General features: G+C 24.6%; 10 protein-coding genes, 4 tRNA genes and 1 pseudogene. 14 read left to right on the forward strand and 1 reads right to left on the reverse strand.

What is annotated here, in order from left to right; all coding sequences use genetic code 4:
- The first annotated feature begins 129 nt into the window (after positions 1-129).
- The 5 genes from AAHM84_RS00525 to AAHM84_RS00545 all read left to right on the forward strand — a co-directional run bounded on the left by AAHM84_RS00525 (position 130) and on the right by AAHM84_RS00545 (position 6078).
- Positions 130-555, forward strand: a complete 426-nt coding sequence (locus tag AAHM84_RS00525; RefSeq protein ID WP_342258967.1) for a lipoprotein — start codon at positions 130-132, stop codon at positions 553-555.
- 432 nt (positions 556-987) lie between these two features.
- Positions 988-2337, forward strand: a complete 1350-nt coding sequence (locus AAHM84_RS00530; protein ID WP_342258968.1) for a hypothetical protein — start codon at positions 988-990, stop codon at positions 2335-2337.
- A 5-nt stretch (positions 2338-2342) separates the two neighbouring features.
- Positions 2343-3275: an ABC transporter ATP-binding protein gene (locus AAHM84_RS00535; protein ID WP_342258969.1), complete on the forward strand. Its 933-nt coding sequence runs from the start codon at positions 2343-2345 to the stop codon at positions 3273-3275.
- 191 nt (positions 3276-3466) lie between these two features.
- A complete protein-coding gene (locus AAHM84_RS00540; RefSeq protein WP_342258970.1) occupies positions 3467-5155 on the forward strand; it encodes an ABC transporter permease in 1689 nt (562 codons plus the stop codon).
- Positions 5155-6078, forward strand: coding sequence for an ABC transporter ATP-binding protein (locus AAHM84_RS00545; protein WP_342258971.1), 924 nt, complete (start codon positions 5155-5157; stop codon positions 6076-6078). The genes AAHM84_RS00540 and AAHM84_RS00545 overlap by 1 nt, the downstream gene beginning before the upstream one ends.
- Before the next feature lie 83 nt (positions 6079-6161).
- Here the strand turns inward: AAHM84_RS00545 and AAHM84_RS05450 are convergent.
- Positions 6162-7503, reverse strand: a pseudogene (locus AAHM84_RS05450) (ISNCY family transposase).
- Between the two features lie 181 nt (positions 7504-7684).
- On the opposite strand from AAHM84_RS05450, the gene AAHM84_RS00560 reads away from it, so the two are divergent.
- The 9 genes from AAHM84_RS00560 to AAHM84_RS00600 all read left to right on the forward strand — a co-directional run bounded on the left by AAHM84_RS00560 (position 7685) and on the right by AAHM84_RS00600 (position 13941).
- Positions 7685-9439, forward strand: a complete 1755-nt coding sequence (locus AAHM84_RS00560) for a lipoprotein (protein WP_342258974.1) — start codon at positions 7685-7687, stop codon at positions 9437-9439.
- 271 nt (positions 9440-9710) lie between these two features.
- The gene (locus AAHM84_RS00565; protein ID WP_342258975.1) at positions 9711-10580 is read left to right on the forward strand and encodes a thymidylate synthase; all 870 of its coding nucleotides are present in this window, start codon (positions 9711-9713) and stop codon (positions 10578-10580) included.
- The gene (locus AAHM84_RS00570; protein ID WP_342258976.1) at positions 10580-11047 is read left to right on the forward strand and encodes a dihydrofolate reductase; all 468 of its coding nucleotides are present in this window, start codon (positions 10580-10582) and stop codon (positions 11045-11047) included. Before AAHM84_RS00565 ends, AAHM84_RS00570 begins: the two co-directional genes overlap by 1 nt.
- A gap of 5 nt (positions 11048-11052) precedes the next feature.
- Positions 11053-11970: a lysophospholipid acyltransferase family protein gene (locus tag AAHM84_RS00575; RefSeq protein ID WP_342258977.1), complete on the forward strand. Its 918-nt coding sequence runs from the start codon at positions 11053-11055 to the stop codon at positions 11968-11970.
- A 24-nt stretch (positions 11971-11994) separates the two neighbouring features.
- Positions 11995-13305, forward strand: coding sequence for a thymidine phosphorylase (locus tag AAHM84_RS00580; RefSeq protein WP_342258978.1), 1311 nt, complete (start codon positions 11995-11997; stop codon positions 13303-13305).
- Positions 13306-13585: 280 nt separating this feature from the next.
- A tRNA-Thr gene (locus tag AAHM84_RS00585) sits at positions 13586-13661 on the forward strand.
- Positions 13662-13683: 22 nt separating this feature from the next.
- Positions 13684-13767 (forward strand) — tRNA-Tyr (locus AAHM84_RS00590).
- Between the two features lie 5 nt (positions 13768-13772).
- A tRNA-Gln gene (locus AAHM84_RS00595) sits at positions 13773-13847 on the forward strand.
- An 18-nt stretch (positions 13848-13865) separates the two neighbouring features.
- Positions 13866-13941, forward strand: a tRNA-Lys gene (locus AAHM84_RS00600).
- The last annotated feature ends 12 nt before the right edge of the window (positions 13942-13953 follow it).

The raw sequence follows: 13953 nt of genomic DNA on the forward strand, positions 1-13953 counted from the left end.
TTTCTATAACTATTTTCAGTGTTAATGCCTCACGGAACCTTTAACTAATTAATATAAAAAGTTGCTTTTTTTATTTATGTATGTAAAATATTTTTATATTGTAAAAAGTTTTTAGGAGAGAAATAAAATATGAAAAAATTATTAAGCTTATTAGGAGGTGTTAGTTTAATTGCAACATCAGCAATAACAGTAGCTGCTTGTGGAGAAACAACTCCACCAATAATTGTAGAAGATATTAGTGGGGTTATCAATGACTTAAAAGTTGAAACAAATGAAATCTTTAAAAAACACTTAGAAACTAATGTTTATAAAAATTTAATTGGTTTAGAAGAAACTGAAAAAGGTAATGGAAATTGAATGTGAAATGATAGGAATTTTATTTGAATTACAGATAACCATGGAATTAGTCCTAAATGAAATAAAACAAATTACAATATAAATAATAGTATTATTCTTTTTGACTTAGATTATATTAATTTATATATTGATTTAGCTCAAATTACTATGGGTACAAAAACATTGGATGAAAAACACTTTATTAAGTTTTCAAAATAAGGATTTACTAAAAAAATGAAAAAAATGAAAAAAATTATTCCGGGCTTATGAATAATAAAATACAGTTTTAAATCAATTATAAAAGAAAGATCTTTTATAATATTTAATGCACTTTACTTATTATTCTCATTATTTATTGCCTTTTACTCAGTAATTCAAAAAAATAATAGTAATTTTTTATTAGTTTTTGATTATTATGTTTTATTAACTATTTTTATAATTCTCTTTATTTTATGTTTAAGATTAACGCAATATTTTTATATGGTCAAAAGAGAAGATAAAACCTTAAATATAATAGTTACCCAGCAATTATCAAGAAGTAAATTATTTACTCATCAATTTATTGCATTTATTTTACTAATGTTAGTTAATTTATTAATAACTTATTTATTAATAAATTTTATTAATATGATTTTCTTAAGGAAACTCAATATGTTTTTATTAAGAATTACAACAACTTACTTAATTTATTCATTTTTAAGTTGCTTATTTCTAATTAATTTCTTTCTGTTAATATCATTATTTGCCAATATTCAAGTTTCAACAATTATAGCAACTTTAATATTATCAAGCTCTTTCATAAGTAATTTACCTTATACATTTTTAACTCAAGGTGAAGAAAATAAAAGCATAACGTTTTCTTATAAAAACTCAAATACAATTATGCAAGTTAATGAAATATATGATTCATACAATCTTAAAAATCATGTCTTGAATAAAAAAATTAAGTACTCTAATTTAAGTTATGAAATCTATAATTATTTTATAGAAAATCAATTTGAAACTGATCCTAACTCAATTGAAAATAATTTTAATAATACAGAAAGTGTTCAAAAAAGATTAGATTTTTGATTGGACTTGGGAATTGTTGAAGAGAGTCCTCAAATTTTTGAACTAAGTGAACCAACAAAAATAATGTCTGCAAATAATAATTCAGAATTAGGAAATTGAAAAGGTGATGAAATTAACTTAAGATTTGAATTAAAATACAAATTTTTATCAGTTGAGGAATTAGAACAAAAATTAAACTTAAATTTATTTAGTCAAAGTGATCAAAAAATTATTAAAGAGTTTATTGAATTTACAAATTATATAGTGAAGTTTTCCAAAAATTTTCAAGAAAACTTTGCAAGTCTGTTTGACTCATTTATATTTTTAAATGATGAAAGAAACATTGAAAAAAATTATATAAAAAATTTAACATCTCCTGAAAAGGAAAATATACTATTAAATGATAAAAATATAGTTGAAATATATCAAAGCTTTTATTCTTCTTCGGGTAATAAATTAAGATTAGAAAGAGATAAAGTTAGTAGTTTAATAGAAGAGCAATTATTTTTTCCTACAATGATAAGTATGAGAATATTAGAAAATTACTTTATACGTTACACAAATAATATGATTATTTTTGATAATAGTACTGTAATTAAAAATGAAAATTGAGATAAATATATTAAATCTAGAAATGTATACAAGGGTTTCTTTCAACTTAACTTTGTTTCAAATATGTTACAAAGCTATACATATTATGGTGGAAGAAGTTATCAAGATATTTGATTTGAACCTGAAAGTTCAAGCAAAATATTCTTTAATAAACAAGATAATTTATTTATCTCTCAGCCTTCATATACATTTAAAACGGACTCAGAGAATAAACTCAACTCAAAAACTTATAATAATTTTATACCACCATACTTTTATATAATTCTTCAAGGGTTTATAAGTGTTATTAATTATTATATTGCAAAAAATAAATTTAGAAAGTTAGATTTAACAGGTTAAAAAATATGGAAGATATTATAAAATTTGAAAATTATACAAAGAAATTTAAAAAGAAAGTCATAGGACCTTTAAACTGTACTATTAAAAAACAAAGAATTACAGCCTTACTTGGTAGTAGTGGAAGTGGCAAGACTGTTATTTTAAATTCCTTATTAGGAATAATAAAAGACTTTAAAGGCAATATTGAAATTGACAATATATCTAGAAAAGCTTGAAAATATTATTTAGTTAATTTGAAAATCGGTTATTATACTCAAATGGATTTTTCTCTTTATACAGTAAGTGCATATAAGTTTTTATTAGATATTTGTATTATGATGGGTTTAGCAAAAAAAATATCAAAAGAAAAAATTGAACATTGAATGAAATATTTTGATATTTGAGAATCAAGAGAAAAATCAATTAGAAGTTTTTCATGAGGTATGAAAAATAGAATGAATCTAATCTTGTGTTTTATTAAAGATCCAGAAATTATTATTTTAGATGAACCAGGTGCTAACTTAGATTCGTATTGAAGAAATAAAATTAAAATATTATTGATGGATGCAAAAAAAGATGGAAAAACAGTAGTAATCACTGTTCATAACATTGATGAAATTGCTGATATTATTGATGATTTTATAATTATTGATAATGGAGAAAATATTTTTAATGGATCTGCTGAAGACTTAAATGTTTATTCTAAGTATAAAATTTTTATTAACGAGTATTTTAAAGAAGCAGACTTTAGAGATTTTTTAACAAATTTAAATATAAAGACATTTAAGTATGACCCTGATGAAAATTCATTGGTTGTAGCAATTGAAAATTTTAAACAAATAAACTATTTATTTTTATACTTAATAAAAAATAATCTTCCTTTAAAGAATTTGGTTAAGTTGCCAGTTAACATGGAATCAATATATAAGGCTTTAGAAAATAAAAATAGCATTGTATAAAGATTTAAAATTAAATAATTTAACTTAATTCTATAATAAAAGTGTTATTACGAAATTTATAAGCTTTTGCTATTAATTTAAAAAATATAATTTACTTTAGTAAAACTATTTTTTGATAATTTAAAAGCAGTTAAGAAGGGAATGCCAATAAATTGAAAATCAAATCTGTACCACTACATGTAATGTTTAAAATGAATTGAAAATTATTATTTATTGATAAAGCAATATTAATACTATCAATATTTTCTATTGTTATGGGTTTACTTGTAAATGCAATTTTTATTATTATGAAACAAAATTCAGACTTTGTAATTTTTTATAATTTCTATTTTCTATTTTTTACTGGAGCATTTTGAATAATTATTATAATGAGATTGGTATTTTTGTTCTTATATTCCAAAATTGATGATAAGACAATTTATATTATATCCGTCCATCAAATTTCTAGAAAAAAAATATTTACTTCTCAGTGACTTGCAATGATATTTTTTCTATTGTTATTAAGCATGATTAATTTCTTTACCATTAATATTATTTCTTTACTAATAAATTTAAATTTTAATAAGTTGGTTTTTAAAGTTACTCTTGTTCATTTCATATACTCAATATTTATTTCAATTTGCTTAATTAACTTTTTTGTTTTATTAGCAATGATTTTAAAAAGTTCCATTACAACTATATTAATAACTTTAATGTTGTCAGCTACATTTATTTCTAATTTGCCTTATCAATTTTTAGAGAGCAATGAAAAAATTAGTAATATAGCATTTAACTCAAGTGTAGGAACACCCTATGTTGCAAAAACACAGGATGTTTATAAAGCTTTTGATTTACAACAAAGTATTAATAAAGGACACATAAAATATCCAAACTTATCCAAATATATTAATGATTACTATGTTAATGAAAAATTAAGAAAAGATCAGTTTTCTTCTAATGCAAATATTAATCTAAGATACAATTTATGAAACTCATTAGGATTAATAAAAAATGAACCAAAAAAAGTTACTGCTAATAATTTAAAAGTAAAAGCTGTTCCAAGGCAAGGAGTTAACTCTGAAATTGCAGTGGGGACAGCTGTTGATTTAAACCTTACATTTAGTTATACTTTTATTTCATCTGAAGAATTAAAGAAATTGATTGATCAAGAAATAGACTCAACTAAAATTAAAATACTAAAAGAGCTATTAGAATTTTCTGAATCTATAACTGAATTTTATACAAGTGCTTATGAATTTCAAAATGAAACTAAAGACTTTTATGGTGATATGATCAAACTTGATGAAGGTACAATTAAAGCAAAAGATGGAGTAATTGAAACAAATTATTTAGAAAGCAATTTAATTAATAGTTATAAATTATCTTTTACTGATGGGATAGAGGGAATTCAATTTGAAAAAAGTGATAGCTCTAGACAACTATTTGAAAATTTATTATATGAACCTTTATACTTATCCATAAGAGTTTTAGAAAATTACTTTATAAATTATACATCTGATTATGTAATTTACAAAAGCTATGAGGTTAATAAAGATAGCGATGAGTGAAAAAAATATATGAAATCAAGAACAAATTATAATATTTTTAGTATGTTTAACTTTATTGGTAGTACTATGTCAATTTATACATATTATTCGGGTGAATCTTACCAGGATATTTGATTTGAACCTAAGCAAAAATCTTTTATAGATTTAAAAAAACAAAATAATTTATTTCTAAGTTATCAAACTTATACATTTAAATTAAAAAATAATATTATTAATTATGATTCGTATAATAATTATATTAAACCTTACGTCTTTTTAATATTGCAATTAAGCATTTGTGCATTTAATTTTTTTATTGGAATTTACTTATTTAGTAGAAGGGATTTAATTTAATGAATGAAAATCTAATAGAATTTAGCGAATTTTTCAAAAAGTTTAGCAAAACAGAAATTGGTAATTTATCTTTTAAAATTAAACCAAGCAGAGTAACTGCAGTTATCGGTAGAAGCGGTAGTGGTAAGTCTGTAATATTGAATTCTTTAATAGGAGCAATTAAAAAATATAAAGGTAATATTTCTATTAATAATAATAATAGAAAAAAAATGGATAGTTATAAAGAAAACTCACTAATAGGTTTTTATACTCAAATGGACTTTTCACTTTATGATATTTCCGCTTTTAAGTTTTTGCAAATTATTTGTCCCTCATTTGGTATAAAGAAAAAGGAATTAAATGAAAAAATAGAATACTGAATGAGATTTTTTGATATATGAGAAAGCAAGGATAAAAAACTTAAAAACTATTCTTGGGGAATGAAAAATAGAATGAATTTAATTTTATGTTTCATTAAAGATCCCCAAATAGTTATTCTGGATGAACCAGGAGCAAATTTGGACTCAATTTGAAGAAATAAGGTTAAAAATTTATTAATTGATTTTAAAAGGGAAGGTAAAACAGTTATTATAACTGTTCACAATATAGATGAAATAGCTGATATTATTGATGACTATTTGATTATTGATTCTGGAAAAATTGTATTCCAAGGATCAGCTGAGGAATTAAATATCTATACTAAATATAAAATATTTTTCTTTGATAATATAGATTATAAAAGAATGAAATTATTTTTAGATAAAAAAAACATTAGGTCATTTAAATATGATTTTGAAGAAAAGTCATTAGTTTTTGCAACAAATAATGCAAAAGAAATAAACTGAATTTTTTTATACTTATTAAAAGAATCAATTCCTATTTTTAATTTAATTAAATTACCAATTAATATGGACTCAATTTTTAAAGCAATTGAGAGTAAATAAAGTAGCTAATGGAATTCTAATTAAAGATTTTCTTGCTTCCTTTAAATGTAGATAATAAGCTATTATGTCCCAAAATACAAGATTTATCTAATAAAAGATCTTGTATTTTTTCTTTTTCTATCAAAAAAATATCAGTTAGTTGCTTTTCATGGAGAGTCAATTTTGGATATTTTAGTAGTTTCAAATTCTTCATTAGATAGTGTTTTTATACTTCCATGTAAGCGTTCAACTTCAACTTGAATAAGATTGTAAATGTCATTTCCAATTAGTGCATAATACTTCTTATTTATCGTTTCCATAACCATTACTTTTAACTTTGGCTTAAAGTAAATTGGAGTAAAGTTCTTACAAATAAATCACTTAGTTTTTTTAAAACTGATACTATGACCACTATCAATAATTCTTTCACTTCGATATGAGAAAACAATATCTTCATCTTGATCAAATTTTCTAGTTACTTATTCTAATTGGTCTAAGGGCATTGAAAAATCTTGGTTGTATTCCTGAATAAGATGGGGTAAATAATTATTTAACTACTCAATATTTTTTAAATCTGAGAGTCTAATTATTTGAGGTCATCTTCTTTGTAATGTTCCAAAAGTTCTTTCGACTAATGCTTTTTCTTGGGGGATTGATGTTGTTTTTGTATTTATTCCTAAAGAGTGAAAAATAAATTGTAATTTTGTATTTGAAACACTATTACCAAAATGGTCACGCTTATTTTTACTACTAAAAACATTGCGATTATCACTAACATTTAGTTTTGGTAAACCATAATTTTTAAAGCTTTTTTATAGATATTATAATAACTTTCAGTAGTTTCTTGCTCTCTGAAATAGCCTGCCAAAATCCTTTTACTGCTTTATCAATAACAATATACAAATGACATTTTAAGCTCTTAATTCATTGATGATTTGAAGCATCAGTTTCGTAGATTTCTCCAAACTTTACAATTTTCTTTTGCGTAGGATGCGGTTTGCTTGTTATAATTGAATTTGAAAGATACTCGCTTGTTAAATTTTCTTGGTTTGCTACCTTTAAATTTTTACGAATATCTTTTTTGTTTTTCTGTTAAGAGTCTCAATTAAAATATTTTCTTCTATTAATATGTGCCTAATTGCAGAGTGACTTATTTTCTTTTTTCAATTTAGTTCTCAATAATGTTTAATACTAAAGTCATAATATTTTGTTTGAAATAATTCAATTATTTCATCTTTGAATATTTGTTGAAGTTTATTTACAGGTATTTTTATGAATAAAAGCTTTTGCTCCAATTTCTTGATATTCTTTAAGTTTTCTTCTTGTGTGTCTGACACTATAACTTAATTTAAAGGCTGTATTTTTAATAGAGTCTTTTCTTAAAGATAATTGCTTAATTAATCTTAATTGTTCTTGTTTCATGATATTTAATAGTAGTCCTTTCATAAAACCTCCATTTATTGATTATAAACGAGGACAAAGTCGCTTGTTAATATGTAGGGACATAATCGCTTATTACTCATAGTAAAATTATGTAGGCCCCTTTTTGTTGATAAATGCTACATTTTTAATATATAATTAATTTATCCTAATCTAATAGTATTAGGAAAAAAGGGGAAATAAAAATATGAAAAAATTATTAAGTTTATTAGGAGCAGTCAGCATTGCTGCATCAACTAGTGCAACTGTAGTTGCATGTGGAGAAACTGAGCCACCAGTTGAACCTATAAAACCAGATTATGATCAGATTTTTTTAAATTTAGAACAAGAAGTTAATAAGATTTTTTCAAATCACTTATCAAGTAACGTCTCAAAATTACTATATGTGGTTGAAAGTTTTGAACAAAACCATTTGAACTATGCTTTTTTAAATTATAAGAATCTAGAAAAACTATTAAATGAGTCAAATGAAGGTAAAGGATCTTTTGAAGGTTCAGAAGAAAAAAAATTATTGTTAGAAGAGGACCTTAAAAGTATTTTAAATTTATCTGATTTAGAAAATGAATTAAATGAATTAAAAAATGATATTGATAATGGTTATTCATATTATTTAAATAATATTGATAATGTTTTTGATGGAATTAAAATTAAAGATAATTATGAAATTAAAGTGTTAGACGGGAAAGTGGAGGAAGAAAAAGTATATCAGTTTATAGTTGAAATAGATTTTAATTGAAAATATAAAAAAAATGACATTGAACAAATTAAATCTTATACAGGATATAATCTAGTGTTTTCAATGACTAATGATAAAGTATTTTCTAAGTCAATTGAAAATTTTTTAGGTACTTATAAAAAAGCTATATTTGAAAATAAAAGTAGTGTAATGCACTTTACAAATGACACATTTAATTGAAAACAAAATGAAGCTTTTAAATTTAAAGATGATGATTTTATAAATTATGTAAAAACTGATGAAATTTTAAAGAATAAAATAATTAAAGGTGAATTACAAAATATATTAAACTCGTCATCTGGAGAGCAATTTAAATTAAATTTAGTTGCGGATTATGCAACTCTTGCAAAAGAAAATAGTTTAAAGGTAGCTGGGAATTTTAATAATTCAGAAGTTATAATATTATCAGGAAGTGTTGATGAAAATTATTTAATGGTGCAAAATTATATTTTGGGTAATGATCAGAGTTATAATAATATTCTAGATGTACAAAAGCTAGTGCAAACTTGAATGTCTAAATCTATATCTTTTAAATCATTTAATAATAAGTATGAAGAATTTTTAAAAGATTTAAAATTAAATGAATCACTAGATGCAGCAAATGTTTTGGAGTATGGATACATCTCCTTAACAAATGTTGCAATTGGATATAACAATGATTTATTTACTCTGCCCGATATTGATTTACCATTTGAATATTCAGCTATTAACTCAAAGTCGGCAACAACTTTAGCAAATGTTTTAAATAATTCAATCAAAGCTTTTCACAAAATATATAATGTTAAAGATATAAGTGGTTCTAAAAATGATATGAATACTTTGTCTTCATTTGATCCAAAAAGTACTGACTATGACTTATGAAAATATATTGAAGATAACTATTCAAAAAATAAATCTATAACAACAGAGGAACTTGGGAAAATAATGAATGGAAGTTTTGATGGTTCTAAATTAAATCAAGCCATTTTAAATGAAGCAAGTATTAGTGATTTTACATTAAAAATAAGAAGTGATTATAATTTTTTCTATGATGGTTATGGAATTAAAACAGATGCTATACCTTCTACAAGTGGAAAAAAAGATGTGCAAGTAAGATTAGGATGATTTTCTGTGCAATTAAATTACATTAATAATGACATTAAAAAAGAATCAAAAATTAGCAGTATTTTTGATAATTCAACAGACAGTTATATATTTAAAAAATAAATAAATGTAAAATTTATTTTAATATAATGCAATTTTAAAACAGAATTGACAACCTTAAAAAGAGTAAAACTCTCAATATAAAGGTTGTTTTTTTATGTCAAAAGCCATATTTTTCCCCTTATAATAAATGATATTTTTGAATAAATTATTAATTATTATTACTAGTTATTTTATTTTTAGCTAAGTTTATTTAATAACAATCAAGATAAATTCAATTAAATATTAGAAGCACATTTTATTAGTTTCATATATAATTTTAAGTGGTGATAACATGAAACAATATTTAGATTTAGTAAGTGAAGTTTTAAAAACTGGTGAAAAGAGATTAGATCGAACAAATACTGGAACTATTTCAAAATTTGGAACCCAATCAAGATATGATTTGCGAGAGGGTTTTCCACTAGTTACAACTAAAAAGGTATTTTTTAAAGCAATAGTACATGAAATTCTTTGATTTATTAGTGGAGACACTAACATTAAATATTTAGTTGATAATAAAGTAAATATTTGAAATGAATGACCCTATGAAATTTATAAAAAATCTAAAGATTTTAAGAATGAAACTTTAGAAGAATTTGTTGATAAAATTAAGGAAAGTAAAAGATTTGCAGATAAATATGGAGAATTAGGTCCTGTTTATGGAAAGCAATGAAGAGACTTTAATGGAGTAGATCAATTTAAAAATTTAATTACTGATATTAAACAAAATCCTTTTTCAAGAAGACATATAATCTCTGCTTGAAATCCAGCAGAGGTCAATCAAATGGCTCTGCCTCCATGTCACTCATTATTTCAATTCTATGTATCAAAAGACGGCTTTTTAGATTTACAACTTTATCAAAGAAGTGGTGATATATTTTTAGGAGTGCCTTTTAATATTGCTAGTTATTCTTTATTATTAGAACTTATTGCAAATGAGTGCAATTTACAAGCACGTTATTTTATTCATACAATTGGTGATGCACATATCTATTCCAATCATGTTGAGCAATTACATTTGCAATTAACAAGAGAGCCAAAAAAATTGCCAGCATTAATAATTTATTCAAGCAATAAATCAATTTTTGATATTAAATTTGATGATATTATTTTAAAAGATTATGAAAGTCATCCAGCTATAAAAGGAGTTGTGGCCGTTTAATGATTTCTTTAATATGAGCTCAAAGCAAAAATAAGGTTATTGGAAAAGATGATAAATTACCTTGAAATATCAAAGAGGAAATGCAACATTTTATTAATTATACAAAGGGCAAAACTATCTTAATGGGTAGAAATACATGGGAGTCGCTTTCAAAGAAACCTTTACCAAATAGAAAAAATATTTTAATTACTTCAAGAGAATTAGAAAAGGGTTATAATAATTTAGAAGTATATAATAATTTAGAAGAAGTTCTAAAAAAATATAAAACATGTGAGGAAGAACTTGTAATTATTGGAGGCTCTCAAATTTACAAAAGTGCATTAGACTACACGGATAAATTAGTAGTTAGCATTATAAAAGAAGAGTATCAGGGCAATGTTTTTGCTCCGCAATGAGATGAAAGTTTTTTTAAACTAATCGATAAGAAAGAGTTTGATGAATTTACAACTTATTTTTATGAAAGGTAACATCTATGCAAGAATTAGAAGAAAAAAAAGAAGTTAAATTAAAAAATGAAATTGAATCAAAAAAAGAAGTTAAATCAAAAAATGAAATTGCAACTCAAGAAGATAAAGATAAAAAAGAAATGGCTTATGTAAGTAAGTGAAGACTATTTACAAATGCTTGAAGTATTTGAAGAGTAACAGCAAAAGCAAAAAAAATAACAAGAAAAATAAAGCAAGATCCTAACTTATATTCTGAAGAGTGAAGATATAACTGAGTTAAAAAGAAAATTAGAAAAGTTTTAAAAATTGCTAATGTACAAATTGATGTAATTGGAATTGAAAACTGATTAGATCGTGGAATAGTATTGGCTCCAAATCATCAATCAAATTTAGACTCAATTTTAATGTTAGCAATTAATGATTTTTCATTACAACAACCTGTCGCTTTTATAGCAAAACAAGAATTATGAAAAACTAAAATATTTAAGCATTTTATGAATTTAACTGATAATGTTCCTTTAGATCGCAATAACCCAAGAAGTGCATTGAGTGCTATGAAAGAGGCAAAAGAATTAATTTCTGATTATAAAAGATCAGTTGTAATTTTTCCAGAAGGGACTCGTAGTGCAAAACAAGAACCAGAAGAGTTTATGGCAGCAAGTATGAAATTAGCACAGATGGCATATGTGCCAATTGTGCCAGTTTCAATAATTGATTCTTATAAATTATTTCAAAAAAGAGAGCATGGTAGATTTGTTATTAAAGTGGTTTTTGGAAAGCCAATGATGCCAGAAAAATTTATTTCACTTAAAACTGAAATGTTAACAAAAAATGTGCAAAAAGAAGTAGAAAAAAATATCAATTTATATAAAGATTGAGATCCTAAAAAATTAGGTCTTAAACCAAAAAAAATAGATAAAAAAAATAGAACTAATTTTTATTAATTTATATAAGTAGGAGAGATAAGAATGAATTTTGCAGAAATCATCAATAAAAAGAAAAATAAAATAGAATTAACTTCTCAAGAAATTTTTTGAGTGGTTAATTCTTTTGTTAATAATACATTAAAAGATTATCAAATGGCAGCATTTAATATGGCAATTTGGTTTAATGGAATGAGCTCATCTGAAATTGCCAATTTTACACAAGCAATGATTAATTCAGGAATTACTTACAATTTAGATGATGTAGTAGGGTTGAAAGCCGACAAGCATTCAACTGGAGGAGTTGGTGATAAAACAAGTCTTATCTTTTCTCCACTAGTTGCTAAGTTTGGAGTAAAGGTTGCAAAATTATCAGGACGAGGTTTGGGACAAACTGGAGGAACAATTGATAAACTTGAAAGTTGTCCAGGATGAACTGGAGAAATTAGTGAAGAAAAGTTTAAAGAAATTTTAAATACGGTTGGAATGTCAATTATGAGTCAGTCAAGTGATATTGTTCCTGCTGATAAGAAATTATATGCCTTAAGAGATGTTACTGGTACAGTAGATTCAATTCCTTTAATAGCTTCAAGTATTATGTCAAAAAAACTTGTAATCCCTGCTGATAGCATTATTTTAGATGTAAAAATGGGTAGTGGAGCTTTTATGAAGGATTTAGCTAGTGCTATTGCCTTATCTAAAGCAATGATAACAATTGGAAAAGAACACAAGAGAAATGTTAGTGTTATGATTACAAATATGGATCAACCTTTAGGAAGAGCTATTGGTAATGCAATTGAAGTTAAAGAAGCTTGAGATACATTAAATGGAAAAGGACCACAAGATTTAGTTGAATTATGTGTAACTGCAGCTGGTCTAACTTTAGTTCAAAATAAGGTTTTTAAAGACCTAAAAACAGCTAAAATTGAATTAACTAAGGTTTTAAACGATAAGAGTGCTGCTTACTTGCTTAGAGACTTTATAGAGGCTCAAAATGGCGATTTTAGTGTTATATTAGACTATGAAAAAAATTTCTCAACAAAACATGTAATTGAAATTAAGGCAAAAAAAGATGGTTATATTGCATTTTCTTCAGCAGATGAACTAGGTTATCTTTCAATGCATTTAGGAGCAGGTAGAGCTACTAAAGAAGAAGAAATAGATTTTGCTGCAGGGATTTACTTAAATAAAACTACAAATGAGTTTGTTAAATCTGGAGAAATTGTAATGACACTATATACAAATAGAGATGATATAAAAGCTTTTAAACAAAAGGCACAAGATTTAATTTTAATAAAAGATAAGGCTCAAAATGAAAAGCTGATTTTAAAATTATTAACTAATGAGAATATCTAATATTTTGAAATTTCCATTTAATAACCATTGAAATTTAATAAAATTTAAAATATAATAAATAAGTCTGGAATAGTTTTAAAAATCATTAGCCCATAATGTTTATTTAGCCCTATCAAATGAACATAATTATTTAGATTTATAATATTAGCTATTCTAGAAGTTTTAAATAAGTGCTCCGCCCAGAGTGCTTTTTTTTATTTCTTTTGAAAAAATATTGACTTTATATTCTATTTTTTTGTATAATTGAAAAGGTTCTTACTTTTACAAAAAAAGGATAATTGCTGACTTAGCTCAGTTGGTAGAGCAATTGACTAGTAATCAATAGGTCGAAGGTTCAACTCCTTTAGTCAGCACCACAATTTTATATTTTATATCTATGGGGAGTTAGCGAAGTGGCTAAACGCGGGTGGCTGTAAACCATCTCCTTACGGTTCGGCGGTTCGAATCCGTCACTCCCCACCAGTAATTGGGCTATAGCCAAGCGGTAAGGCAAGGGACTTTGACTCCCTCATGCGCCGGTTCGAATCCTGCTAGCCCAGCCATTTATTTTTATTATTAACGTCTCGTTAGCTCAGTCGGTAGAGCAACTGGCTTTTAACCAGTGGGTCATAAGTTCAAGTCTTATACGGGACACCATTTATTTTTATT

This window comes from Spiroplasma endosymbiont of Dioctria linearis, assembly GCF_964030865.1.
Lineage (GTDB): Bacteria > Bacillota_I > Bacilli_A > Mycoplasmatales > Mycoplasmataceae > Spiroplasma_A.